Raw genomic sequence first — 25,797 nt, forward strand, 5'->3', positions numbered from 1 at the left:
CGGTCGTCACCACCGTTGGCGGCCGCTTCTTCCATATCACGCTGATCTTGGAGACCTTGTGCGATGTTAGTCTCCAGCTTTCCCCAGATCGACGGTTTCAGAGCGTCGGGTTTCGGTTTGCGGGACGGTTTGCGTTCGATGATGAACGGCTTGGTCTGCTGACGCATTGATCCTCCAGGCTGCGATTCGCGAGCGCAACGATATCGCACCACGCATGGCAGGCAAGCCGGACCAAGGTTGCACGTGACCCACTCCCCAATCGAAGCAGGCTCCGACGACGGGACAAGCGGAGCATGATCCAGGTTGCCATTCTTCCCACGGGCAAATGCGGTGAGCGCTATTGCCATATCCCTTCACGACAGAGTTTCCGGCAACCCATCTACGGGCTCGATGGGGCATGTCTGACCGGAGACCGGCTGCGCCTCGATCGTCTTCCCGCAACGACAAGGCTTAAGATTTCTTACCCCGGATCCCTCACGGGCTCCTCCTCTCTCACTAACAAATCTGCGACTTGTCGCCCTCCATTGCATTGCGGCCCAATCGCCACCCCAACGCGCAGGCGCGCTGGGGACCCCGGCTGGGTGCGGTCCGATCGTCCCCAGTCTTTGCGACTGCCATCGAGGCCGCGATGGGCGCGGCCCGAACACGAGAAAAGGAATACGACAATGGCGACTATCGGCACCTTCACTTCCGAAAAGAACGGCTTCACCGGCTCCATTCGCACTCTCGCCCTCAACGTCAAAGCCCGCATTACCCGGGTCGACAACCCCTCCGACAAGGGTCCGCAGTTCCGCGTCTATGCCGGAAGCGTCGAACTCGGCGCCGCCTGGCAGAAGACCTCCGAGCAGGGCCGCGACTACCTCTCGGTCAAGCTAGACGATCCGAGCTTCCCTGCCCCGATCTACGCAACGCTCGCCGAGGTCGAAGGCGAGGAAGGCCTCCAGCTCATCTGGTTCCGCCCGAACCGCGACTGATCGGGATCACAAGGCTCCGCCACCGGCGGAGCCCACCTTCCTGCCAAGAGATCAAAGCCGGACCCGGCATCGAGCCAGGCCCGGCTTTTTTGGTGGCATACGGTGAGCGGGGAAGCTGCTCAGAATGCATGATTGTGCCAAGCGGCGACGCCGGCCTCAAGGATGAGCGGTCCCCCCAATTTGCTCCACCTGCCCTCAAGGGCAGCTTCCGCAAATCGGCTCCCCCACTCACCGGCTCTGCCGGTCGCGCATGCGATCCTTGACCCCGCCATCCCCTCTCGGACCCGCCTGTCATCTTTCACAAACGTCAAGGAGACGAAGATGACCTACGAACTCGAAATCCAGATCGAAGAACTGCGGGTCGAGCTGCGCAACGCTGTTGATGGCGCCGAGCGTCGCCAGATACAGGCTGAACTCGAAATCGTCCAGGCGGAGCTGATCGTCGCGGCTGCCGAGATGGAGGGCCTGGCTGAGGCAGAGCCGCCTTTCTGACGGCGGTGATCTCTACCAACCTCTCCACCGTGCGACCACGAATACATTATTTACACCAATGCTGTATATGCTGTATAAACAACACTGAGACCCTTTCACCCTAATCGTATTGAGGCTGGCCACATGACAAGCAGGAACGGCTCCTACACGACAAGCGACCTTTCTCGGAAATCCGGAGATATCATCGCCGAGGCACTTCGACACCCTGTCACGATCACCCAACGCAACAAGCCGCGATTGGTGTTGCTGAACATAGACGATTACGAACGTCTTATGCGCCAGTCGGATCGTCGCTCTGTAGGCAGACTGGAGACAATGTCCGACGAGCTGTTTGCTGAATTTGAAGAGGCCGTCGATGTCTACGCTCAGTCTGATGAGACGAGTCGATGAGCGTATATGACAAGGTCCAGACGGCTGCGGTCGTTCGATATCCATATCTGTGGAGCCATGAGGCAAACGAGGGAGAAACGGAAGGGCGCAAGAACCGTCCTGTGGCTGTCGGCGTGCGGATCGCGAGGTCGGGTGGCGATTTTGTTTTGTTTTTTCCGATAACGACAAAGATGCCCGACCGAAATCGTTTTGCCGTCGAGATTCCGAGCATCGAAAAGCGACGCGCGGGTCTTGATGCAGATCTTCCGCTGTGGCTCATCCTGGATGAGTTCAACAGCGATATCATAGGCCGGTCATTCTATTTGGAGCCTGAGCCTCCGCTTGGTCACTTCAGCAAGGCATTCTTTTTGCCGCTTCTGCGCGAATTTATTGCCCGTCGAAAGTCCTTTGCGGAAGTTAGCCGATCGAGATAGCGGAGTGTGGACAGCAGGGTCTCCGTTCGAGAAGACCAAGGTCCGCCCTCACATTCTCTTTCGCCAGCGGCGGTATCGTCGGGTGTTTACTGCGAAGCGACAGAGCCAATTGCCCGATATCCCCGGCGGCGTTTTTGCCTCAGAAGATCAAGGAAGAGATCAACCGCGTCCTGTTCCTTTTCGAACTGATGAGTTTTCACCTGACCGTTCGTCCCAATCCGTCCCCATCGCCGGGTCAGGCATGCCTCTCCGAACAGGTTCGGGTCGATCGACATCGCGTAGAAGCGGCCCAGGTTTTTACTGGCATCCTTGCGTTCGACATAGAGGTGATAGGGTTGGGTGATCATACGACAAGAATCGCGTGACCCGCGCCCTGCGTCCAACGAGACTTATGAATCGATCGCGCGGGATCGATTCAGTTCTGTGAAGAATGGATCGCGATCAGGCTGGGCGGTCCGCCTCCGGCGCACGGCTCTATTCGCTAGCGCGAACGAAGCCCATAAGTGGTCTTCGCCGATTCCGGTGACGATCCTCCCCCAAGTGTCAGATCGGGTTGCACATTGGCTACTCCGATTGATCCTTCCTCAAGAGATGGCCCGATCGAGCAGCCGGTTGGTGAAACCGGTTTTCCCCGACGCAGCTTTTCATATCGTTGCGCCGGAACCATATGGCGCGACCGCATCTGAGCGGCGGATTGCCTGCGGTAAAGATGATCTGCTCATCGGCTCGCATTCGCAGCACCTCATGCGGCTGGATCAGCGGTCTAGCAGCCAGTTGCTTTGATCGCGTTCGCGACGAGCCGCGTGCCTGATAGTTGCGGCTAACCTGGTCGATCTCGACCGTCGTCATGCCGCAGCGGCGCGATATGTATTCCGCCGTCTCCGGATCATTGATGGCAGCAAACGAAATCCAGCTCGCGCTCTCGAACCATTTGCTCGATGCGTCCCGACCACCGTATGTCTCGCGAAGTTGGCCTATAGACTGATAGATCAGGGTCAGGGTGATGCCGTATTTGCGGCCGGCATCGCGCGCTGTCTCCAGGATGCGCATGTAGCCTAGCCGCGCCACCTCATCGAGAAGGTAAAGGGCACGGCCTTCGATCTGTCTATCCCGATTGTAAATCGCGTTTAGGAACGAACCGATGATGACGCGCGCCAGCCCCGCATGTGTCTCAAGCGTCTTCAGGTCGATATTGATGAACACGTCGGTCTTTCCCGACGCGATATCGTCGGTGGAAAATGCAGAGCCGGACACCAGAGCTGCATAGTTCTGGTAGGATAGCCAATGCGTCTCCTTGATCGCATTGGCATAGACGCCGCTGAACGTTTCCGGCGTCATGTTCACGAACGCGGCAACGTTTTCCTTCACGAACTCGGATTCTGAATTGTCGTAGATGTCCTGCAGCCGCTTGCGCAACTGCGGTTCCGGCTCTGACAGGTTGGCCCGCACCTGACGAAGCGTCTGTTGCTCATTGGGTGTGTGGCCGGAAAGGCAGACGTCGGCGATCATCGCCGTCAGGAGCTGAAGACCGGACGCCCGAAAGAAGTCGTCGCGAACGCCGCTCGCGCGTCCACTCTCGCTCATGATCCAGGACGCAACAGCGGCTATGTCCTCTTCTTTCGTGCCACCGAACTTTCCGATCCAGGCCAGTGCGTTGAAGCCGATCGCTGGATTGCGGGGATCAAGGATCCGGATCCTTCTCCCCGCACGCTCGCGATGCTGCGACACCATCGGCGCGACCTCGTTCGAAGGATCGAGCACGATCAACGAACCACCCCATTTGAGCGCGGTCGGGATTGTCACCGACGTCGTTTTGAAGCCGCCGGAGCCGGCAAAGACAATCCCATGGGATGAACCGAATGAGCCATCGAAGCAAAGCAACGGCGCTTTCCCTCCTTCACCCCAGGTTTCCATGTCATCGGCGCGAAACCCACGAATGGTTCTGCCATCACGATCGACACGGTATCGCTCGCCAATCACGATGCCGCCAGCTTCACCGAACAGCCGCTCGGCCTCGGTCAGTTTCATCCACGCGGCCTCTCCGTGCAGCGCGCGTTTGCCGATGATCCGCTTGGGTTCGGGCCGCACGAAAGCCGCGTTCCCGATCAGCGCAACACGAAGTGCGAAGCATCCCATTGTCAGCACACCAGCCGCTCCGATCATCGTTGCTGGATCGAGATAGGTAAGGATGGATTTTCCCTCGGGAACCTTGTCAGCAAATACAGCGAGGCGCCATATCTCGCGCGCCGCCGCAATCAGAATGGTACCGCCACTACCAGCAGCCGCGCTCCAGCCAACAAGCCGGATGCTTGCCGATCCTGCCGCCGCGAAGAGAAAGATGATGCCGACCGCAGCGGCGGCGACATAGGGTGCCGTGTCAATCTTCAAAATTCAGTCTACTTGGTCGGGCGTGACCAGTTCGACGTGGCTGACCCCGAGGGCCTGGGCGATTTCATAAAGCGTGACGATGGGCGGGTTTCGCTTACCCCGTTCGAGACCGCTCAGATATTGCTGGCTGAAGCCTGAGCGCGCTTCGACGTCCTCCTGCGTCAGGCCTTTTTCCCGACGGAGGCGGGCGAAATTTCGGCCGACCAGCTTGCGCATATCCATGCGCGGAAGATCACCGTTTACATACTTTAAGTTTATCAACTATAGTATGTAACTGATTTCTATACCGGCTTGCCCCGCCGCACGTCAGATTTTTAAGACGGTTTACACCGACCGCATATGGGCAGTAACTGGATCGATCATGTTAAAAACAAGTGCAGCCGGGCCTGTGTCTGACAAGAAACTCATATTGCGTCCACTCATCGGTTTAATGAGTGATCAACCGCCTGAGGAGATCGAGCGCCATGTTGTGCGGGAGATTGAGAAACATCGCCGCTTGCGCAACGATGCAGTGATGCTCGAAGCGAAAGTCGATGCCGCAACCGACTCAGAGTCGGTGCGAGAGGCGAGCCAAGACTACATCCAGGCGATGATTGCGGTGCATGCCCAGCAGACGGTCGTGTCCACGCTTCTCGACATTCTGGGCTATATTCCGGACATGCCGAGATCAAAGGGACACTAACTCAAATAAGGCCGAATTTCGTGGCCATGGCTGTCGCCTGCGGCAAGGTCGTCGCACCCAATGCAGCCTTGGCATTGCGAATGAAGAAGGCGACATTAGCATAGGTGGTGTTCTCGATGATCGCGATCGCACGCATCGATTTACCCTCGGCGGACCATCGCAAGCAAGTCAACTCATCCGACTTCAATCGAATTGGCGTTCGAAAGGTTGGCTTCGCTCCCAGGCCTTCTAGCCTCGCATGCAGTTGCGCGACTGCCGAAGCCGCAAGGACCGGGTTCAGCTGTTGTCCTTGGGCGAAGTCCGCATCTGCTGAGGCAAGTGTAAGCATCGCCATACGCCCGAAGCCCGCCTTGATCGGAATTGTAATCCCTGAGCGGATTCCGAACTCGCCGGCCTCTCCGTAGAAGGCCCTGCGCTCCTTGCTCATTCGCAGTGATGCTTCATTGGACCAAGCGAAGGCCTCAAGCTTGTCGCGCGCGTTTCGCACGACTGGATCAATCGATGCATATGCTCTTTCGAGATACCGTTGCTGCCACTCGATGTCATAGTTTGAGATTGCCGTGTGGGTTTCTGCCTGAAGGTTCAGATACGCATAGGCGCCACAACCCGCTTTCTGACTGAGCTTTTCCAGGGTGGCCCTCACTGCGGCTTCGTCATGAGCCAGGGCGACCTGTTCGGTCATGCGCTCAAACCATTGATTCAATTCACAGCCTCCTTCGACTGAGGGTATGACTACAGCAAGGTTGCAGTCGTGTAGGAATGCCCTGGGCTGAGGGCGCGATGGCTCCGAGATAAGTCGCCGCACAGGAGCATGCGGCGTTAAAGTTGACTGTCAAATGAAAGATTTCAGCTATGCAAGATTGCATTAGGCCGTAACGATTCAATCTTTCTGTGGCATTTGCAGGGCAGGACTGGTCGGCTAGTTGCTATACGCGGCTGGAAAGACGATGTCCTGATCGACCAACGCGTTGAATTTGTAGCCCGGTCGGATCCTCACCGTCGGCTGGACGTTCAGATTTTTCGAGATGCTCTGCTCGGCCACTCGGCCGAAGCTCTCGGCAAAATTCCGACGAGCCGCGTCGGACGCGGTATCCTGCGTCGCGAGCGTCGAGCTTTCAGGTATCGACAAGTCGATGCCTGTGCCGATGATGGCAACAAGCGCGGCAGAGCCGAACGTTCGCCAGAGATGCCGATCGACCTTGTCCTTGAAACCGCCATACCCCTCGGCATCCGTGCCGGACATGCCGCCGATCTGAAGTGTCGAGCCATTTGGGAAGATCAGGTCGGTCCAGACGACTAGCACGCGCTCCTGCCCGAACGAGACCTTGGAATCGTAGCGACCAAATAGCTTCGCTCCCTGGGGGATGAGCAGCCGGTAGCCGGTGGCGCTATCATAGACATTCTGGCTAACCTGTGCGGAAATCCTGCCTGGAAGATCCGAGTTCAAGCCGGTGATCATCGTGGCAGGGATGACCGATCCTCGCTTCAACTCGTAAGGCGAGAGCTGCGGGACGACCTGGTTCGGCAGATAACCAAGATCCTTGATGTCCTGATTGAAGAAGTCTTCCTTCGAGGTCTGACCGTTCTGATCGACGTTCTGACCGAGCAGTCCGGACTTCATCGCAGCACTGTACAGATCGGATGCATTGTTCGTCGTGGCATTCAGCGGTTGACGGGCGTCAGTCCCTTTCTCGGAAGCGTTCTTCTGCACCTCGGAAACGTCCACCTTGAGCGGGGAATCGAGCGCAGTCGCCCGCGCCTGGAGGCTCGCCATTCTCTGACGCTGCGCTTCGCGGAGAATCTGCTCGTCCTGTTCCCGCTTCAGCCGGGCCTTCCACTCGGCTTCTGGCTCGAGTCGCGAGCGTCGTTCCGCCGGGACCTCCCTCTGCGGCTCCACGACGGCTTCTCTCAACAGCTCGCGCTCCACAACGACGGGCGTCGGCTGAAACACTTCGCGTTGCTCCGGTTCGCCTATGATCCCGTCCGTCACGCCTCGTTTCAGCTGATCGCCAAACGTGGTCGCCGGAGACGCGGAGCTGTTGTCGAGCTCATTTCCACGGTTAAAGGAGAGACCGCGCCACGACAGGCCGATGATGACGACGCCGAAGAACATAACGATGATGACGATCGCGACGATGATCGGCAGGCGATTAAGGCGTCGCATGCTCTGTTGATCGTCAGCATTTCCCGCCGTGCCGAGCTGAAGCGATTGAACCATGTTCTCCCCTCCCCTCAGTTTCGCTGCATGATGGAAAGCGGACTGGCGGGCGTCGCGCCGACTGACGTCGCCGTGTAGGCGCGCCCGAGCGCAATGCTCGGCGTGCTGATCCGCGCAAGGACCTGCCCTTCGAAACTGTCGATCGCCCACGCGATCTCGACCGGCTTCTGATCCTTGCCGACTTTTCCATCGGCGATGACCGTGTATCCCCATCCCTTCAGCGCGGCCTCGAGCGCGGCGGCGTATTCTGATTTGTCCTTGTCCATTTTGAGGGTCGTGGCGCCAGCCGGGCCGACCTGTTCGGCAAGGCGGCTTGCCATGTCGCCGGCGATCGCGCTTGCGGTGGAGCCAGTGACAGAAATCGGCGTGGAACTGGTGGTCAGCGTTTCATCCGCAGTCTGGCAACCGGAAAGAACGGCGGTGATGATGATGGCGGCGATGGTCTTGTTCATCGGTCAGCCTCCCCGCCGGATCGTGATCTTCTGCTGGCGCCAGCCAACCCCGGAGATGAGCACTGCCTTGTCGACGGCGTAGTCGACGATCATCATGTCGTTCTTCATGCGATAATTGACGATGCGGTTCTGGCCGCCGCTGACGACGAACAGCACCGGAGCGTCCTGCCCGGAGATGGACCGTGGAAACTGGATATAGGTCTTGGCGCCGTCGGAATAGACGCGCTTTGGCCGCCAAGAAGCTCCGCCACTGACAGAATAGGAGAAGTTCAGCTTGTCCGGAGCTGTCCCGGGAATGCCGCCGGTCTCGAGGCGGGCATTAATATCGGCCAGCTTGGTCGACACATCCTCCGGATACTCGAAACCGATCCGGGCCATGTACTGGCTGGGATGGGATTTGAGCTGGATATGGTAGGTCCGTCGGGACGTCGTCACGACCATAGACGTGATGAGGCCGGCCTCGGACGGCTTGACGATAAGGTGGATCGCCTGCCCGCCGGTTGCCCCTGACGTCGCAGGTTCGACCTTCCACCGGACCGTGTCACCGACAAGCACGTCGCGGACGATCTCTCCGCCTTGCAGCTCGATGTCGCAGACCTGAAGCGGCGAGCAAACCACGGAGGGCTGGGTCTCGCCAAACAGAAAGATGACCTTGCCATTCGGTCCAGTCGTGACCAGACCCGGCGTTCCCCGCCACTTCCGCGAGATGTTGGTCCCCTTCACCTCGTTCGACGTCATGCTTTGCGCGATTGCCCAATCCGCAAGGGCGAGCCCGGCCATGCAGCCGACGGCGGCGATCAATCCTGTTCTGTGCATGTGAATTCCCCTGCCCTTAAAGCTGTGCAGTCCAGTCGAAGTCCTGGACATAAAGACCGATCGGGTTGAGGCGGATGATCGCCTCGTCCTGTGGCGCGGTGAGCGCGACCGTCGCGATGCCGCGGAACCGCCTCGTGCCGGTCTCCTTGCCCTTGCGGTCGCGCTCGTATTCGGTCCAGTCTATCTGATAGGTCTGTTTGGAAAGGGCGACGATGTTGTTGACCTCGATGGCGACGGTCGATGTCTTCACCTTTTCGAACGGCGAGTTGCCGCGGAACCAGGCATTGATCTTCTGGGTGGAAGGATCGGATGTCCTGAGCAGCGAATAGGTCCGATCGATGTATTGCTTTTGCACCACGGCATCCGGCGTGATCGATTTCAGGCTGGTGATGAAGTTGCCGAGCGTTGCGCGAACGACCCGGGCATCGGCGTACTCGATCTGCTGGGGGAAGCCTGCTGTCACCGACGTGCCGAGTTTATCGACTTCGACGATGTAGGGCACCAGCTTGACCTGCGTGCTGAGATACATGGCATAGGTGAAGCCAATCACGGCCATCGATAGCCCAAGAATGCCGACGATCCTCCATGCGCGTGCGGCCTGGACATAGGATCCATATCGTTCCGTCCATTCCTGCCGCGCGGCAAGGTAAGGGCTGTCGGGCGGCCGGTTTGCTGCCATCGCTTGTCGCATTTCTGATGATTACTTGTCGTTTCGTTCGGGTGGCGTCTTGGGGCCGGATTGACCGGTGCGGCTCTGATCGAGCTTGGCGTTGGCAAGTCCCATGATCGAGCCGGCATAGGCTCCGGGCGAACCGATCGCCTTTTCCTTGGCGGCCGAGCCGGCCGCCTTCCCAGCCGACCCGATACCGGCTCCCATCCCGCGAAGTGCTGCGCCTGCAATAGAGGATCCCGCGGCGCGTGCGGATTGAGCCGCCGCGGCGCCAGCTCCGACTGCCCCCGCTGCGAGCGACGCTGCTCCAAGTGCAAATGATGCAGCCTGTCCACCGTGACGGATGGTTTCCATTCCACCTGTGACCGATGCTCCTTGAACAACGCCTTGGATAATGTTCGGGACATACATGGCGATAATGAAGACCACGACCGCGATCCCGGCGATCGCCAATGCGGTCTGAAACTGGTCCCCGACGTCGGGCCGGTTCGCTAGGCCTATCAAGACTTCGGAGCCGATCCGGGAAATCATGACCAGAGCCATGAGCTTCATGCCGACTGAGAATGCATAGATGAGATAGCGGATGGCGAAGTCCTTGGTGAAGGACGAGCCTCCCAATCCGAGCATGATCATTCCCGCGAGCAGACCGAGATACATCTCGACCATCACGGATACGAAGATCGCGGCAACGAGCGAGAATGCGATCACCGTTACGACCATCGCAAAGGCCGCCGAAATGGCGAGCGCGTTGTCCTCGAACAGCCCGAATTGCACTTTCTCTGACATCTTGGTCGCGACGGTCAGACCTGCGTTGAACACATCGGCTGGCGAAGCCGTGCCTCCACTAGCGCCGATCTGAAATAGACTATCGACGACCGCCTTCGCGAAGGTTGGTCCCTGCGCGAGTACGAATGAGAAGAAGCCCACGAACATGATGCGCCGGACCAGTTCAGCAAACCAGCTGTCAAGGGATGCGGCCTGAAGCGCCAGCCAGACGGCAGCAATACCGATTTCGATCCCCGCGAGAATCCAGAACAGGGATCTCGCCGCATCCATGACGGTGGTCTCCCAACCCTTGGCGGCAGTGGTGATCTCGTTCTGGAGGGCTGTCAGGACCGACCCCTCCTGCGCTATCGCGGGCTGGACCGACACGACGATGAATGCGACGAGCACCGCAATGCCCCTGATCTTCTTGAGTTCAGAGGTCATGCGATCACCACTCGATCTTCATCTTCTCGCCGCCCGACGTCGGATACTCCCTCGTCGACCCAAAGAACTTTTCGTGCCGCTCTCGCGCTCCCTGTCTCTCTGAGATCAGGAACCACAGGCCTGTTCCTCCAACAGAGATGATTGCAGCGACGATGGCCAGGATCAGCTTTGTTCTCACCATTCCACCTTCATTTTCTCGCCGCCGGATGTTGAGGGCGCAGTTGATTTGAAGAACTCTTCACGGCGCGCCTGGGCGAGGTCCTTGTCCGTCTGCTCGGTCTGGAGCCATGTCCCCATCATGGTCATTTGCTGGGAAACCAGGCCGCGCAGCTTCTGCATCTGGGAAACCTGCTGGGCGGCAATCTGGTGGCCGACCTGCAGCGCCTTCATCTGACCGTCGGCCGACTCCGACATCGATCGCAGCGAGCTCATCGTGCCTTCCTCCGTGTCGAACTGATCCGCTGTCAGGCTCGCCGCCTTGAGCGTGCTGCCGATCGTGTCCCGGTTCGTGTCTGACCAGGACTGGTAGGTGCTCGAGAAGGATTCGGCATTTGGCAGATTGGTTTTCAGGTCCGCATAGCTCTTGAACCGCTGCTGAAGGACATCGTCTGCATTGCCCATTGAGAACGAGATGCTTTGCCCCTGATCGACAATGCTGCGCAGGCAGTTCATATTGTGAGGCGCCGCGACTCTCACGTTTCTCCGTCAGAGCGCGACGCCGTCTTGGTTGAACAGATGTGCACGCTGGCTATCCGCAGACAAACGCAAGCTTGAGCCTGGCGGTGCAGTCACCCTTTCTTTGACAACGATCATCGCTTCCTGGCCTGCGACTTCAAGGGCGACATAGGTGTCAAGCCCCGTAGGTTCCACGGCCTTGACGCGTCCGGCAATCGGCCCTTGATCATCGAGAACCAGACTATCTGGACGCAACCCAAGCTTCAGGCTGCAGCCTTCCTCGACTGGACCATAGCGTGCAGGCACCGGCAGCACCGTGCCATCGGCAAGGCGGACACCGCCGGGTACCGCTGTGACGTCGAAAAAATTCATGCCAGGTGAACCGAGAAAACTCGCCACAAACAAATTAGCGGGATGATCGTAGAGCTCCAGTGGCGAGCCGATCTGTTCAACGTGCCCACCATTCAAGACGACGATCCGATCTGCCATCGTCATGGCCTCGACCTGATCATGCGTGACGTAGATAATGGTGCTTCCGAGCCGATTGTGCAGCGCCTTGATTTCGGCCCGCATCTGCACGCGCAGCTTGGCATCGAGGTTTGATAACGGCTCGTCAAAGAGGAAGACCGCCGGATCGCGTACAATCGCCCTGCCCATTGCAACCCGCTGGCGCTGACCGCCAGAAAGGTGCGCGGGTTTGCGCCCAAGGAGTGGCTCAAGGCCGAGCATCGCGGCAGCCTGTTGAACCTTGGCTTCAATCGCGGGCTTTTTCCACCCGGCCATCTCCAACGCGAAGCCCATGTTTTGCGCAACGGTCATTTGCGGATAGAGGGCATAATTCTGGAACACCATTGCGATGTCGCGGTCCTTTGGCGCGACATCATTCACCACTCGGTCGCCAATGGCGATCGTACCGGAGGTGATGTCCTCAAGGCCCGCAACCATTCGCAGCATCGTGGACTTGCCGCAGCCAGACGGGCCGACCAGGATCACGAACTCGCCGTGCTCTATCTCAACATCGACACCACGGATGACGTCGACAGCACCGTAGGACTTCTTCAAGCCCTCAATTGAAACTTTTGCCAAAACAAGTCCTCCTTAGCTGCGTCTTGAAAGGCGTGTCTTGCACGCCGGACACACGCCGAATGCGGCATTTGCCTGAACGGGCAGCCTCTGCGCGCTCGTTGGTTTCCGGAAAATTGATGTCCAGCGGCAACGCATCCGTCATCCGCGACATTCGGTCAGCGCAAGACGCCAATGTCTCTTGAGAGCTGCCATGAGCGGAGAGGCCGGAACGATGGGCGTCCACCTCGTTCCGCCTCAAGACGACGTATGCGCATGGCATCCGGTCAGCCCTTTACAGCGCCGGAGGTCAGGCCGGACACGAAGTAGCGCTGAAAAATCAGATACACGAGCACCGCCGGAATAACGGTAATGATGATGGCGGAGTTGAGTTGGCCGTAATCGTTGGAGAACTGCCCCTGAAATGCCATTAGCCCGAGGGGAAGCGTCCACTTGTCCGGATCCTGAAGGATGACAAGCGCCATGGCGAATTCGTTCCAAGTCGCCACAAAGTCCAGGATCAGAAGCGCCGCAAGCACGGGCAGCATGATGGGGAGAAACACGCGGCGGAACGTGGTGAAGTGACTAGCACCATCAATCAAAGCCGCCTCGCTCAGTTCCTTCGGGACGCTGCGAAAGAAGCTGTTCAAAATGAATATCTGATACGGTAGGCCATTGGCCAGATAAGGCAGGATCAGGCCAAGATAGGTGTCGATCAGGCCCAGCTTGTTCACGAGGGTGAAGATCGGTGCCAGCATCACCTGAAAAGGGATCATCGTGCCAAAGACGATGAAAAGCAGCAAAGCTTTGTTCCAGCGGTTTCGCATCCTCGCCAGGGCATATGCAGCAACAGAGGACACGATCAGCGCCAATGGCACTTTGATGAAGCTGATCAGCACCGAATTGAAGAAGGTGGCTTCGAAATTGCCAAGCCGCCAGGCTCCCCGGTAATTCTCGAAAGTTGGATTTTGCGGAGGCAGGAAAGCACCGGTCGTCATAACCTCGGTAACCGTCTTCAGCGAGGTGAAGACGATGAATATGAATGGGGACAACCAGATGACGGCGAAGATGACGAGCGCTGCCCAAAGCGCGGTCAAGACAGGGTCGCGCCGCAGTGCATGTACAGGCCTGATCATTGCGCTGCCTCCTCACGTGCCTGCGACCAGCGCAGATAGGGGATTACGATGGCAAACGTGACCACGAGCAGGACGACGGAGTTCGCCCCTCCACGACCGAAATCGAATACCTTCATCGATTGAGTGAACGCCCACAACGCCAACATCTGTGTGCCTTGATTAGGCCCGCCCCCGGTCAAGCCATAGACGATGTCGAAAGATTTCAGCGACTGGATGAGTGTCAGTACCAGTACGATCGTTACCGTCGGCATGAGAGCGGGCAGCGTGACATACCGGAAGCGGTTCCAGCGCCCAGCACCGTCAATCGCGGACGCTTCCAGCAAACTTTTGTCCACGTTCTGAAGGCCCGCCAGGAAGAGCACCATCGCGAACCCCACATGCTGCCAGACATGCGCGAGGAAAACCGAATAAAGCGCTATATCCCGGTCGCCCAAAAAGTCCGGCACCGGCCAGCCGAGTCCAGCCAGGATCTGCGAAAAAAGCCCGAAAAATGGATCGTACATCCAGCGCCACATCGTCGCGACTGCAATAGAGGCGATGATCACCGGGAGGTAGAAGACGACCCGCATAGCCGAGCGGCCATAAAGAGGATAATTGACCCCCAACGCCAGCAGCAGGCCTATGATTGGCAGAAAGACCATAGAGAGGACGGTCCACACCATCGTATTGACGAAGGCTGTCCAGAAAACCGGGTCCCTGAAGAGTATATGTTCATAGTTCGAGAGCCCGACGAAAGGCCGTTCCGGATCAAGTCCGTTCCAGCGCTGGAAGCTCATCAACGTCACGTCGATCATCGGCCAGATCGCGAAGATGAGGTAGATCGCAAGTGCCGGAGCCACGAAGAGCCACGACGAATTTGCCATTCTGTCGATCAACCTTGCCATGGAGGGGTCCCGAGCCTTTCGAATTATTGGAGCATGCGGACCGGCGCACTGCTGCACCGGCCCTCTGACAGCTGATCGCCGAGACGCTTCAGTTCTTGTTGTCGATAAAGGCCTGCATCGTTTTGGCAGCCGCCTCAGGTGTCATATCTCCCGCCGCAACGGCCTGAACGACGCGGGAATACTCGTTGCCAACATTCGCCGGCATGGCGAGATCGCCATTTGTGTACAGAGCATCGTACTTGGTGAAGAACCTCTGCCATTCATCTTCAATCGCGGACCGCTCAGAGACAGTCACAGCGGTGTTAACCGAGTTCGTGAACAGTATACCGACGACGCTTTTTTGGACCTCGGCCGAGGTGAAGTAGTCCAGGAACTCTGCAGCGAGATCCGGATTTTTCGCAGTGGACGCGACATAGAGATAGTTAGCGAAGCCGAAGAGGCGATCGGTTCCGGTTGGGAATGGGAAGACGCCGACATTGTCGATCTTCATGGCGGAATCCTTGAGCATCCCGACCAGCCAATCGCCCTCAAGAACCATCGCTGCACGTCCAGCTGTGAACAGATTGAAGGCCTGCTGTTGGTCGAGCCCCATGAAGGGCTTCAGCACATAGTTTTCGGTCCAGAACTGATACTCTTTGAAGGCTTCAGTGACGCACGGCGTTGCCGACCAGCTTGCCTTCATAGCCTTAAGGGCATCGTGGGTTTCGGTTCCGCAGGTCGTCTCCATGATGGTATCCATCAAACGCATGATGTGCCAGCCGACGCCGCCTCCAAAGGCGATCGCGGCGATCCCATCGTCCGAGAGCGCTTGGGCTGCAGCCTTAAGTTCACCATAGGTCTGCGGCACGCTCGTAATGCCCGCCCGCTCAAACAATTGCTTGTTGTAATAGAGGGCTTCGCCGCGAAAGTTGTAAGGCACCCCGTGCTTACCCTCGCCTACGCCTTTTGCGAAGGCTGCGGCGGTTGGAACGAAGCGGTCGTTCCATTTGTACTTCTCGTAGTAGGAATCGAGCGACCTGGACATGCCTGCAAGAATATACTCGCCACCCAAGCCTCGTCCCGCCCAGCTGAAATATATATCAGGACCCGTGGCAGAACCGGCCGTCACGCGCAGGGCTGTCTTCAGGTCATCCGTTCCACGTTTGACGATTTTTACCTCGACGCCGGGATGCTTTGCCTCGAATCCTTCCTCGACTTTCTTGAGCGCCTCTATGCCCGCCTGAGAAGCAGGCGTGAGCATCCATATTTCCAACTCCTCGGCACTCGCCTGAGCAGCTGAGCAGAGTGCAAGTAAGCCGAGTACGGCACTGATTTTGGGCAAGGTCGTCATATGTCCTCCTTTACATATTCTGAATGGCGCCTTGAGGTCGCCTCCTGCTTCCCTCAAACCGTCAGTGCTCTCCCTTGACGGATACGGCCGCCTTTGAAGATCCTCGACACTGGATGTATGCGAAAATTATCGCCAAAACAAGATATTTTCTTTATTTTGCGAAACTTTCGTTCCGTCCAGCTCATCTCCCCAAACGGAGCATTGATTGCTCCCGTAGCTGTACGTGAAAGGCCGATATGCAGTTCCGTTTGCCCAGATTACTCCGAGATGATTCTCGCGTTGACGCAAGGTGCTGCCAGCCAACGCCGCTTGGCGGCTAATCAATCAGGCATCAGACGGCAGCGATCGTAAACCGCTCGAATTCGGCGTAACCCACGCGCGTCGCAACATTGGAGGGCGTTCCGATGAGTGCCTGGGCGAAAATCCCGATCTGGACTCCTACCCATCGCCCAGGAGGCGCGAGGAAACCGCTGCCGATCGGCACGAATGTCTCACCATCGGTGCTGTAACAGAACCGCACACTGGCCATTGTGGCGCGCAGCATTGAGGGCCAGTAATTTGGGAATGGCGGCACCGGTTGGGGCACGGTCACCGGCTCAAGGATGGCCCGCACAATAACCGGGCCTGCAACCTTCAGAGGCGCGCTGAGGACTGTCTCAGCGCCACCGGCGCTTGCCTTCAAGCGGGTGACTTGGACGAGTTTCACTCCATCCGCCGTGTTCTCCAACCCTATCCAGCCATAATCGGCGCCAAAGACCAGCAGTCCGGCCCTTTCTCCCTCAAGGTTGGGTGCAAGCGACAGTGTCGCCGTGACGCTGAACGCCATTCCGGGCAGCTTTTGGGTCAGCAAGTTGCCTGCTTCCCAAAGGTTGGCGGAAGAAGAGACCGACTTCAGCCGCAGCTTGCCTTTGATCGAGGCGTCAAACCAATCGCTGGCGGGGTTGGCGCTCCACTGCCAGCCCAGATGAAAGCCATCTTTGAAGTCGTCATCGGCTACGGGGGCTGCGACTGGGTGGACCGGCAAGTCTGGCTTTCTGAAGCTCTGCACAGGTTGTCCGTAGTGCTTACCCTCTTGCCGCTCGCCGATCAGAGGCCAACCGTCATCATCCCAGATCATTGGCTGGAGCATGACGCGGCGTCCGTAGGCATCGGTGTCCTGAAAATGGAGAAACCAGTTCTCATTGCCGTCTGGTGTGTCGACCCAAGCACCCTGGTGGGGACCGTTAATCTCGGTTGCGCCTTGATCCATGACCGAGCGGCCCTCGTATGGTCCCTCTATAGCCTCAGAGCGGAACACTCCTTGCCACCCTCCCTTGACTGACCCTGCGGGGGCGAAGACATAGTAGTAACGGCCGCGCTTGTAGAGCTTTGGTCCCTCGACGGTGAACCATGGCATCAGACCCTGTGAGGTCTCAACCGGCGGAAAGGCTCCAGCTTCAATGATGCGGATCTCCTCGCCGACAGTTGCCGTTCCGTCAGCATTAAGTCGTTTCAGGGCAATGATGTTGTCGATACCCGAGCGCGACTTTGCAAAGGCGTAGACGAGATAGCCCTGCCCGTCTTCGTCCCAAAGTGGCGCGGGGTCGATCGCCCCTTTAGTCGCATCAACGAGAACCGGCGGCGTCCAGGGGCCCGTGGGATCGATCGCGGTGACCACGTAAGTGCCGAAATCCGGGTCTGCGTAGTAGATCATGAATTTATCGTTGCGGTGTCGTATCGTCGGGGCCCAGACGCCTCCGCCCCGGCGAGGCACCAAATAATGTGCCTCTGGCACAAGCCGCGAAAGGGCATAGCCGATGATCGTCCAATTTACCAGATCGCGCGAATGCAGGATTGGCAGCCCAGGCACGTTCGTGAAACTCGAGGAAGTCAAATAGTAATCATCGCCGACCCGAACGACGTCTACATCGGAGTAATCGCCGTTGAGCACCGGATTGAGGTAAGTCCCGTCTCGTTGATCAGATATCCAGGCGGTCATCATTTCCTCAAAAAGCTTCCGAAATCGGTTGTGTGAAGGTTTGGCTACCTATCGGTTCGGGGCATCGTGCAACTCGAAGGAGGGGGGGCGGCACTGACTGCAACGCAGCACAGATCCTCGGCTTGTCCTCGGTTCAGTTCACAGTGAACCCGCGACTGTCTAAGGATGATAGACGCGTGTTTGAAAACGAGGTCTGCGTTGTCGCACATGGTCGCGAGAACAGGCCGCTCCACGCTCTGATGCGACTTCGCGAAAACCGGGCCAAGCATCAGAGGCGACACAGTAGATCTTCTGGATTGCAATTGCATTGCCTCCTCGCAGTACGCACTTTCCACATCACGAAAATTTCGTAAATAACGAAAAATTATGTGCCGATATGGATGTTGTCACATGAAGTTTGTCAGGCCGAGAAGTGCCCGATGTTCCTGGAGTTTCAGGCGAAGGTGGCGTCGCCTTAACGGCTTGGTTGGGTTCGATTTGGTATTCGGGTTGTCATGACCGAAGCTGTTCGTGTTCAGTTCAGACGCCACCGCTTTCCCGCTGAGATCATTGCCCACGCCGTATGGCTTCGCACTCACGCCATCTCGATCTGGTGTCAAATCGCTGGCTCGATAGCCGCCTGAAAGACTGCACGCAATCATTGAGGTTCGAGTTCGGGTTGACCCCGAGGAGCAGCCGTCGAACGCCGCAGAAGAAGATCCACCCCGACACTGACCCGTTGCACGGGGCCGGTCGTATCTGCCATCCGCGCTGCAATAAGCTCGACACTGATCCTACCCAGCGCATGCCGATCCGAACTCACAGTTGTCAGTGGGGGCGTCCCGAAGCCGCCAAGCGCCAGACCATCAAACCCAACGACTGAAACATCTTCAGGCACAGACAGGCCACGCCGCTCCACGGCTTGAATGACGCCGAGCGCCACCATGTCGTTCACGCAGAAGAATGCCGTTGGCATGACGTTTCCGTCATCCAGCCAACGTTCGACGATATCGCGCGCCGACAGGTTGATGTGCTGCGGTGCGCCAAGGTCCAAGAGATTACGGACAGGATCGAAAGTAAGCCCCCCCTCTTCCAAGGCGCTGCGGAAGCCTGCGACGCGGCGACGGAATGTTTCTCTCCAGGCATGTGTGACATGCACAATGTCACGGTGTCCGAGCTCGAGGAGATGCTTCGTAGCAGCCCAGGCCCCATAAAGATAATCAGGCGCGACGCTCGGCAAGCGCATGGACGGGTCCATGCCATTGACGATGACCGCAGGCACGTGCAGTCCCGCAATGGACTGAACCAGTTCGGGATGGTCAACGCCAACCAGCAGGAAGCCCTGGGCTTGGGGCAGGCCCCCCGGCGCAAGCATTTCCGCCAGATCTCGCTGTACGGTTACGCTGACATCAAGCCCTAGGGCCGAGCCCGTTGTCCCGATACTTGCGAGAACGTCGCCGTAAAAGGCGTCGTGGCTGACATATTGCTCCAGCGTCAGAACCGATATGCTCCCGACTTGCCTGCCGGCACGACCGCGATAGCCAAGCTGGTCAGCAATGTGCAGGACCCGGTCCCGTGTCGCACCTGCAACACCTCCACGGTTGTTCAGGACCTTGGAAACCGCAGCGATCGATACGCCGGCAGCGGCGGCAATATCCTTGAGCGTCGGCTCTGGAGGCAGTTGAATCTGCAAGTGCTTGGTTCCGTTTTCGCGAACGTAATCGATTTGTCCCTTGTCGATAGTCTAGCAAACATGATGCTGCAACACGTCTCGCGCAAGATCTCAGCGACTGGATTACCAGAAGAAGTCTCTGTGCCCCTGGGCGCGCATCAGGGCCTCCATGAAGTAGTAGTCGCCATAGGGCAACATGGCATCGCATCGACCAGCCGGAACATGCCCGGCGCCATGCGCAAGCAGGCCTTGGGCGCCAGGGGTGCCGGTGAGATCACAGGTATCGAGCAAGCCATCCAGGAGCCGGCAACCGAAGTCTCGCCATCGCCGCGCCTCGAATTCAGGCACGTGGTCCGCGAGCATCAAAACCCCTGCTGCGGTCACGGCTGCGGCAGACGAATCCACTGGATGACTGCCATCTGCCGGAAGACTATAGTCCCAGACAGGTACCTTGCTGTTTCCCATCAATTCTTCCGCCTTGGCAGCAAGGCGCAAGGCGGCATCAAGCGATACGGGGTTTCCCGTCACGCGATGACAATTGGCAAAACCGTGAATGAGCCAGGCCTGCCCTCTCGCCCAGCACGAATGATCGGCAAAACCCTGGTGCGTCTCGCCCCGAAGCGGCTCTCCAGAGGCGGGATCAAAGAGGAAGGTGTGAAAGGTCGTTCCGTCCGGGCGCACGAGATGACGCAGCGTGGTCGCCTCATGCAGTTCCGCAACTTCACGAAAATCCGTAATCCCGGTTTCGCGGTGGGCCCAATGCAGCAGCGCGAGGTTTTGAATCGTATCCGCAATCATTCGTCCATTGGCAAAGCGCGCCTGTTGACGGTCCTGCGGGCCGACAGGGCTCCAGGCCTGGATGTATTGCCCTTCCTCGCGAAAACGGCCGATCAGCCAGCGGGCCGCCTCAAGGCCCATGTTTCGGGCAACATCATCACCCGTCGACAGCCATTCTGCGACACTGGACAGCGAGAAGATAAAACCCAGATCGTGATCGCGAGCCTTCCGGTCATCCAGAACAGCACGAAACTGTGGTCGCCGCGCCCGTGCCGCCGCCAGGAAGGCAGGATCTGAGGTCAATTGATGCGCCAGCCACAATTGCCCGGGCATAAAGCCCATCACCCAATCGGGGCCGTCACAGAAGCTCCACCTGTTGTCAGGGTGTCCGATCTTGGGATTTCTTAAACCGGCAATGGGGAGAAGCTCACGCAACCGGTCGATCGACCGGTCAAGAGCGGCCTGATAGACGGCACCTCCAACAGGCTTCGGGCTGTTAGCAAAGTAGGATGTCAGTTGGGAAGTTTGCATAGGTTTCTCCTCTGTTTTTCTCTTTCACAAAAAGAAAGTTTCGTCAATTAAAGAAATTTTCTTGACGCAATTGAAATCTGGCCTTAGCAAAAAGCGCAGGAGGATCGGCGCAGCACACCCATGGCTGACCTGAATGGCGCTACGGCGCCCCATCAGCGTGAGGGTGCGAGCGTCGACGAGGACCGCTGCCTGCGAACAGGCACTGGAAAACAGGAGGAATGACAATGGCTATCAAACTTCGCCTTATCACCGCCGCGCTTGCCGTTGCGGTATCTGCAGTATCGGCCCATGCAGCGACGTTCCGCATCGCTACCAATGTGACGGAAGACAGCACCGCCGGAAAACTCCTGGCGGAGTTTTCGGATGCGGTGGCCGCACGCACCGAAGGCCGTGTGAAATTCAAGATGTTTCACAACGGCGTCCTGGGCGAACAGGCACAATATCTGCAACAGATCCAGACAGGCGCCATCGATGCGGGTCTGGTGAATTCGGGAACGCTGGAGACTGTGGTTCCGGCTGTCGGCGTCATGAACCTGCCCTACGTATTCCGGACGTCGGAAGAATATGCCAAGGTGATGACGGATCCGACCGTACTCAAGACCTTGGAGACGGCAGCGCAGGCCCAAAAAATCAACGTTCTGGGCTTCCTGTCATCCGGCTTCCGGTCGATCTATACCACCAAGCCGGTATCGGATTTTGCCGGCCTGAAGGGGCTGAAGCTGCGCTCGATCGCGAGCCCGACCTATACCGAAATGGTCACCCTTTTCGGTGCCGTGCCAACGCCGCTCCCGTTTGGTGAACTGTATCCAGGTCTCCAGGCCGGTGTGGTTGACGGCGCCGAGGGCGGTCTTGCAGGTCTCTGGGTCGCCAAGTTCGGTGAAGTGGCAAAATACGCGCTGGTGACGAACCACACGCGGCTGACTGATTTCATCGTGACTTCGGCCGAATTCGCCGACAAAGTCGGCGAACAGGATCTGGCTCTCCTGCATGAGGAATTCCAGAAAGTCAGCCTGAAGTCGATCCAGTTCGCCGACCAGAACGAGGCCGACCAGCTGGCGCAGGCGGTTGAAAAACTCGGCGTCACCGTCACGAAAACCGATCTGGCACCGTTCATGGCCGCTGTAGCACCCATGTACGAAAAGGCTCGCGCAGATGCGGCCAAGCAGCCGATGATTGAAGCCATCTTCGCCCTTACTGGTCGCTGATTTCACTAGCTGTCGCAGAGCGGGAGTTGGGCTGCGAGCCCGGCTCCCGCAGGCCTATAGAAAGACGTGTCATGGATGAGCAGTTTGCTGTTGCCGAAGTCCGGATCTCCCGTGGAGGTATCGGTCCCTTTCTCCTGAAGGGGCTGTCCTCGATCATGGCGGTGCTTTTGGCGCTGATGGTCGCCGCAATCGCCTGGCAGGTGGTTTCGCGTTATGTCCTGGGAACCCCGAGCCTTTTGACAGAGGAGTTTCTTCGCTTCTCCTTGATCTGGCTGGGACTTTTCGGCGCAGGCGTATGCTTTTTCGGCACATATCACATGAACCTGCCGATGATGTCGGACAGCATGCCCCCAGCCGGACAACAAGTGCTGTTCCACTTGAATGCCTTGATCAACATCCTCTTTGGCGGCGTGCTGATCTGGGGTGGCTGGAAGAGCGTCATGGTCAATGCTGCAACCGTCAGCCCCATGCTGCAAATCTCGATGGGCCTGATCATGTCCGTGATCGCACTCTGCGGCCTGATGATCGTTTTGATCCAGGGTAGAGATATCTTGCAGCGTATACGCTCGGATCAAGGCGATCTCCGTCTCTTTTTGAGTGCATTGGCCCTGCTCGCGACCGGTTGTGCGGTGATATGGCTGATCTGGACCTCGTCCTGGATGCAGGCGCTGACCAATGACTATCTGGAGCTGACCTCAACCATTGTTCTCTTCCTGGTCGCAACATTGCTCCTGTCCATCGGCACGCCGATATCCATCGGCTTGGCCCTGGCCGGCGTCCTCACGCTCGCGCTGCAAATGAATATCTCTCGCGTGCTGCCGACGGTGGGCGAGACCATGTTCAACGGTCTCGACAGTTTCGGCTTTCTCGCGCTGCCCTTCTTCATCCTGGCTGGCAACATCATGAATGTTACCGGTCTTGCGCGACGCCTGATCGATCTTGCCATGCTGCTCGGAGCCCGTTTTCCCGGAAGCCTCTGGCAGACCAATATTCTTGGCAATATTCTGTTCGGAACCTTGTCAGGTTCGGGCATTGCAGCAGCGTCAGCCATCGGCGGCATCATCAATCCTGTGGCGAAGGAAAAAGGCTACGACATGGCGGTGACAACCGCTGTCAACGCCGCATCTGCACCGGTCGGCCTGCTGATTCCGCCTTCGGGCGCTCTGATTGTCTATTCACTCATCACCGGCGGCAGTGCCTCAATCATAGCACTCTTCATGGCCGGTTATGTGCCCGGCATCATCATGGGCCTGGCCGTCATGCTGTATGCGGGCTGGTACGCGAAAAAACACGGCTACGAGGCCGACAGGCAGCGGCACGGTCTCTCCGAAACACTCCGGATCGTGTTGAGAGCTGTGCCCAGCCTGCTTCTCGTTATCATCGTAATCGCCGGCATTCTCGGAGGTGCCTTCACCGCCATCGAAGGCTCAGGCGTGGCGGCTGTCTATGCATTGATCCTCGGCTTCGCCTATCGCAGCCTGAGCTTGAAGCAGCTCGGCAAGATCCTCGTCGATACCGCCTTGATGACCGCATCGATCCTGTTCCTGATCGCCTGCTCGGCGATGATGATGTGGTCGATGACCTTTGCATCGGTTCCCGAAACCGTCGCGAACCTCATCATGACCGTGGCCGATAACAAGTTCCTCGTGCTGCTGATCATCAACATCGTGCTGCTGATCGTCGGCATTCCGATGGACATGGCACCCGCCATGCTGATCTTCACGCCGATCTTCTATCCGATTGTCACCGAATTGGGTGTTGATCCCGTGCATTTCGGCATCATCATGGTCTACAACCTGGCCATGGGCATCGTGACCCCCCCGGTCGGGACGATCCTCTTTGTCGCCTGTTCGATCAGTGGCCAAAGCATCGGAGCCGTCACCAAGCCGCTGCTGCCAATCTTCGCCCTCCAGATCGCCGGGCTTCTTCTGATCACCTATGTGCCGGCAATCACGCTGTTCCTGCCGAGGCTGTTCGGCCTATGACACCGCGGGCGGGGCACGGATGGAATCCGTTGTTCGGTCTGCCGATCTTCAGCAGAGAGGATCTGCTGAATGCTCTGCGTGCCCTGCTCCATCCACTTGCAGCGTTTCAATCTCCGGGCGGCGCCCGTCTGCAGCTCTCGGCGGGTGCAGCGATATTCGACCGGGCAGCCGCAGAGCTCGAAGGCTTCGCCCGCCCGCTCTGGGGAGCGGTGCCTGCAGCACTCGGTGGTTCGGACGTGCTGGACTGGGCACGCGTGCGAGAGGGACTGAGCAACGGATGCGATCCGGAACATGAGGAATTCTGGGGCTGGCCCGGCTCAGAAGACCAGCGGCTCGTGGAAATGGCGGCGATCGGATTTGCCCTGTTGGCCGTTCCTGAAAGGATCTGGAATCCTTTGCCCGAGAGGAGCAAGGCGCTTGTCTCCTCCTATCTGCGACGATGCGCGGCACAGATCTTTTCGCCCAACAACTGGATGTTCTTTCGGCTGCTGATCGTTGCTGGCCTGGCGCGTGTGGAACCGGATAACCCGGTGGATGATGCAGGACGCTATGTTCAGGAGATAGAAGCTCTCTATCTGGGGGAAGGCTGGTATCGGGACGGCCCCGGACGACGCGTCGATCACTATAATGGCTTTGCGTTCCACACCTACGCTCTCCTGCTCACTTGCTTCGCGCCGGAAAAACCGGCGATTGACCACCTGGCACGAGCGCGCCTGTTCGCCCCGAACTTTGCTGCCTGGTTCGACCCGGAAGGCAGAGGTCTCGCCTATGGCCGATCCATGACCTATCGTTTCGCCATGACAGCGTTCTTCGGGGCCTATGCGCTCGCGGAAGATGGGGATCCTGCGCTACCCTGGGGATGCCTGAAAGGCATTATCCTGCGCAATATCAGGTGGTGGTCACGCCAACCGATTGCCGACCGGGACGGTGTCCTTTCCGTTGGCTATGTCTACCCGAACCCGATGATGGCGGAAGATTACAACTCTGCCTGTTCACCCTATTGGGCGCTAAAGGCATTTCTGCCGCTGGCACTGCCCCGAGATCACCCCTTCTGGACGTCTGAGGAAGCACCTCTTCCGCAAGATCTGCCGCTCATGCAGCAGGCGCCGGGTTTCCTTCTGCAGCGGAGCGCGACCCACACGGTAGCCCTCTCAGCAGGACAAGAAGGTCCTCAGTTCCGCCACGGCGCCGAGAAATACGCGAAGTTTGCCTATTCAACCCAGTCACCCTTGAGTGTTGAAATGCGGGAGGCAAGTCTGCTCACGGCGGCGCTGGACGGAGCGCTCGGCGTTCAGGCGGAGGGACGGCCATGGGTGACACGACATGGTTGCGCTTCGATGCAAACTTCCAATGCTGCGCTCATATCCATCTGGCACCCGTATCCCGATGTCGAGATCGAGACGTTGTTATGCCCGCATGGCAACGGGCACATTCGCCGACACAGGATTTTAACGCCTGTACCTTTGGTCACTGTTGAAGGTGGCTTTGCCGTTGAGCGAACCGACGGGCAAGCCGAGGTTTGTGAAATCGGGCGAGATTCAAGTTGGGTTTTGGGGGGGCATGCCAGTTGCATCGTCGATCTTAATAGCCTCCGCCTGCCGCGCATCCACGCACCGGCATCTGGCATAAACCTCGCTTATCCACGGATCTGGGTGCCGCAACTGCTCGGAAACATCCCGGCTGGCGAAACAGAACTCCTATGCTGGTGCACATGTGATGAACGTCCTGCCGATAGGTGCAACTCTCAGAGTTCGGAGCACCGCGCATCTCTTCTTGAGGTGTTGCGGCAAGCCGTAGAAAGCGTGCGCACCAGTCAATGACCGTGGTTCCTTGGGGGACCGCAGGTGATCACCTTTAAAGAGGTCATTCCCAATCACCA

Annotated in this window: 25 protein-coding genes and 1 pseudogene; 8 read left to right on the plus strand and 18 right to left on the minus strand. The window is 58.2% G+C overall.

Translation table 11 applies throughout. The features are described 5' to 3' along the window. The first annotated feature begins 665 nt into the window (after nucleotides 1-665). The 4 genes from KLP42_RS14510 (at nucleotide 666) to KLP42_RS14525 (ending at nucleotide 2,269) form a co-directional block, all read left to right on the plus strand. Nucleotides 666-974 (plus strand): DUF736 domain-containing protein, encoded by a 309-nt coding sequence (locus KLP42_RS14510; RefSeq protein ID WP_215567471.1) that lies wholly within the window; start codon nucleotides 666-668, stop codon nucleotides 972-974. Between the two features lie 321 nt (nucleotides 975-1,295). Next, on the plus strand, nucleotides 1,296-1,466 hold the full coding sequence (locus KLP42_RS14515; protein ID WP_215567472.1) for a hypothetical protein: 171 nt from the start codon (nucleotides 1,296-1,298) through the stop codon (nucleotides 1,464-1,466). Between the two features lie 123 nt (nucleotides 1,467-1,589). Then, a complete protein-coding gene (locus KLP42_RS14520) occupies nucleotides 1,590-1,856 on the plus strand; it encodes a type II toxin-antitoxin system prevent-host-death family antitoxin (protein WP_149747991.1) in 267 nt (88 codons plus the stop codon). Next, a complete protein-coding gene (locus KLP42_RS14525) occupies nucleotides 1,853-2,269 on the plus strand; it encodes a hypothetical protein (protein WP_215567473.1) in 417 nt (138 codons plus the stop codon). Before KLP42_RS14520 ends, KLP42_RS14525 begins: the two co-directional genes overlap by 4 nt. A gap of 86 nt (nucleotides 2,270-2,355) precedes the next feature. Here the strand turns inward: KLP42_RS14525 and KLP42_RS14530 are convergent, their stop codons facing one another. From KLP42_RS14530 to KLP42_RS14540, 3 genes are all read right to left on the minus strand, one after another. Continuing rightward, on the minus strand, nucleotides 2,356-2,616 hold the full coding sequence (locus KLP42_RS14530) for a WGR domain-containing protein (RefSeq protein ID WP_215567474.1): 261 nt from the start codon (nucleotides 2,614-2,616) through the stop codon (nucleotides 2,356-2,358). A gap of 217 nt (nucleotides 2,617-2,833) precedes the next feature. Beyond that, nucleotides 2,834-4,657 carry a Ti-type conjugative transfer system protein TraG gene (traG, locus tag KLP42_RS14535; RefSeq protein ID WP_252193006.1) on the minus strand — a complete coding sequence of 608 codons (1,824 nt, stop codon included), beginning with the start codon at nucleotides 4,655-4,657 and terminating at the stop codon, nucleotides 2,834-2,836. Nucleotides 4,658-4,660: 3 nt separating this feature from the next. Next, entirely contained in the window at nucleotides 4,661-4,879 is a 219-nt protein-coding gene (locus tag KLP42_RS14540; RefSeq protein WP_215567475.1) for a helix-turn-helix domain-containing protein, read from the minus strand. Between the two features lie 139 nt (nucleotides 4,880-5,018). Here KLP42_RS14540 and KLP42_RS14545 point away from each other — a divergent pair, with 139 nt between their 5' ends. Continuing rightward, a complete protein-coding gene (locus tag KLP42_RS14545) occupies nucleotides 5,019-5,339 on the plus strand; it encodes a transcriptional repressor TraM (RefSeq protein ID WP_215567476.1) in 321 nt (106 codons plus the stop codon). A 1-nt stretch (nucleotide 5,340) separates the two neighbouring features. Here the strand turns inward: KLP42_RS14545 and KLP42_RS14550 are convergent, their stop codons facing one another. From KLP42_RS14550 to KLP42_RS14620, 15 genes and pseudogenes are all read right to left on the minus strand, one after another. Next, nucleotides 5,341-6,042 (minus strand): autoinducer binding domain-containing protein, encoded by a 702-nt coding sequence (locus tag KLP42_RS14550; RefSeq protein ID WP_215567477.1) that lies wholly within the window; start codon nucleotides 6,040-6,042, stop codon nucleotides 5,341-5,343. A gap of 216 nt (nucleotides 6,043-6,258) precedes the next feature. Further along, nucleotides 6,259-7,557: an IncP-type conjugal transfer protein TrbI gene (gene trbI / locus KLP42_RS14555; protein WP_215567478.1), complete on the minus strand. Its 1,299-nt coding sequence runs from the start codon at nucleotides 7,555-7,557 to the stop codon at nucleotides 6,259-6,261. Between the two features lie 14 nt (nucleotides 7,558-7,571). After that, the gene (trbH, locus tag KLP42_RS14560) at nucleotides 7,572-8,009 is read right to left on the minus strand and encodes a conjugal transfer protein TrbH (protein WP_215567479.1); all 438 of its coding nucleotides are present in this window, start codon (nucleotides 8,007-8,009) and stop codon (nucleotides 7,572-7,574) included. A gap of 3 nt (nucleotides 8,010-8,012) precedes the next feature. Further along, the gene (gene trbG / locus KLP42_RS14565) at nucleotides 8,013-8,825 is read right to left on the minus strand and encodes a P-type conjugative transfer protein TrbG (protein ID WP_215567480.1); all 813 of its coding nucleotides are present in this window, start codon (nucleotides 8,823-8,825) and stop codon (nucleotides 8,013-8,015) included. Between the two features lie 16 nt (nucleotides 8,826-8,841). Next, on the minus strand, nucleotides 8,842-9,504 hold the full coding sequence (locus tag KLP42_RS14570; protein WP_215567481.1) for a conjugal transfer protein TrbF: 663 nt from the start codon (nucleotides 9,502-9,504) through the stop codon (nucleotides 8,842-8,844). 21 nt (nucleotides 9,505-9,525) lie between these two features. Further along, nucleotides 9,526-10,704 (minus strand): P-type conjugative transfer protein TrbL, encoded by a 1,179-nt coding sequence (gene trbL, locus KLP42_RS14575; protein WP_215567482.1) that lies wholly within the window; start codon nucleotides 10,702-10,704, stop codon nucleotides 9,526-9,528. Between the two features lie 4 nt (nucleotides 10,705-10,708). Then, nucleotides 10,709-10,885 (minus strand): entry exclusion protein TrbK, encoded by a 177-nt coding sequence (trbK, locus tag KLP42_RS14580; protein ID WP_215567483.1) that lies wholly within the window; start codon nucleotides 10,883-10,885, stop codon nucleotides 10,709-10,711. Then, nucleotides 10,879-11,379 (minus strand): annotated as a pseudogene (gene trbJ / locus KLP42_RS14585) (P-type conjugative transfer protein TrbJ); the annotation flags it as partial. The pseudogene trbJ and the gene trbK, both read right to left, overlap by 7 nt. Before the next feature lie 30 nt (nucleotides 11,380-11,409). Further along, on the minus strand, nucleotides 11,410-12,465 hold the full coding sequence (locus KLP42_RS14590; RefSeq protein ID WP_215567484.1) for an ABC transporter ATP-binding protein: 1,056 nt from the start codon (nucleotides 12,463-12,465) through the stop codon (nucleotides 11,410-11,412). A gap of 263 nt (nucleotides 12,466-12,728) precedes the next feature. Further along, complete coding sequence (locus tag KLP42_RS14595) at nucleotides 12,729-13,577, minus strand: carbohydrate ABC transporter permease (RefSeq protein WP_215567485.1); 849 nt, start codon at nucleotides 13,575-13,577, stop codon at nucleotides 12,729-12,731. After that, nucleotides 13,574-14,461 (minus strand): carbohydrate ABC transporter permease, encoded by an 888-nt coding sequence (locus tag KLP42_RS14600; protein ID WP_215567486.1) that lies wholly within the window; start codon nucleotides 14,459-14,461, stop codon nucleotides 13,574-13,576. Before KLP42_RS14600 ends, KLP42_RS14595 begins: the two co-directional genes overlap by 4 nt. An 88-nt stretch (nucleotides 14,462-14,549) precedes the next feature. Beyond that, nucleotides 14,550-15,791, minus strand: a complete 1,242-nt coding sequence (locus tag KLP42_RS14605; protein ID WP_215567487.1) for an ABC transporter substrate-binding protein — start codon at nucleotides 15,789-15,791, stop codon at nucleotides 14,550-14,552. A 331-nt stretch (nucleotides 15,792-16,122) separates the two neighbouring features. After that, nucleotides 16,123-17,772: a glycoside hydrolase family 43 protein gene (locus KLP42_RS14610; protein WP_215567488.1), complete on the minus strand. Its 1,650-nt coding sequence runs from the start codon at nucleotides 17,770-17,772 to the stop codon at nucleotides 16,123-16,125. Nucleotides 17,773-18,406: 634 nt separating this feature from the next. Beyond that, nucleotides 18,407-19,441, minus strand: a complete 1,035-nt coding sequence (locus tag KLP42_RS14615) for a LacI family DNA-binding transcriptional regulator (protein ID WP_215567489.1) — start codon at nucleotides 19,439-19,441, stop codon at nucleotides 18,407-18,409. Between the two features lie 102 nt (nucleotides 19,442-19,543). Next, entirely contained in the window at nucleotides 19,544-20,728 is a 1,185-nt protein-coding gene (locus KLP42_RS14620) for a glycoside hydrolase family 88 protein (protein WP_215567490.1), read from the minus strand. Nucleotides 20,729-20,946: 218 nt separating this feature from the next. Here KLP42_RS14620 and dctP point away from each other — a divergent pair, with 218 nt between their 5' ends. From dctP to KLP42_RS14635, 3 genes are all read left to right on the plus strand, one after another. Next, nucleotides 20,947-21,933, plus strand: a complete 987-nt coding sequence (gene dctP, locus KLP42_RS14625) for a TRAP transporter substrate-binding protein DctP (protein WP_215567491.1) — start codon at nucleotides 20,947-20,949, stop codon at nucleotides 21,931-21,933. Nucleotides 21,934-22,004: 71 nt separating this feature from the next. After that, a complete protein-coding gene (locus KLP42_RS14630) occupies nucleotides 22,005-23,918 on the plus strand; it encodes a TRAP transporter large permease (protein WP_215567492.1) in 1,914 nt (637 codons plus the stop codon). Nucleotides 23,919-23,947: 29 nt separating this feature from the next. Then, nucleotides 23,948-25,738: a DUF2264 domain-containing protein gene (locus KLP42_RS14635; RefSeq protein ID WP_215567493.1), complete on the plus strand. Its 1,791-nt coding sequence runs from the start codon at nucleotides 23,948-23,950 to the stop codon at nucleotides 25,736-25,738. Nucleotides 25,739-25,797 lie beyond the last annotated feature (59 nt).

It is taken from the genome of Rhizobium sp. CSW-27 (assembly GCF_018760785.1).
Lineage (GTDB): Bacteria > Pseudomonadota > Alphaproteobacteria > Rhizobiales > Rhizobiaceae > Neorhizobium.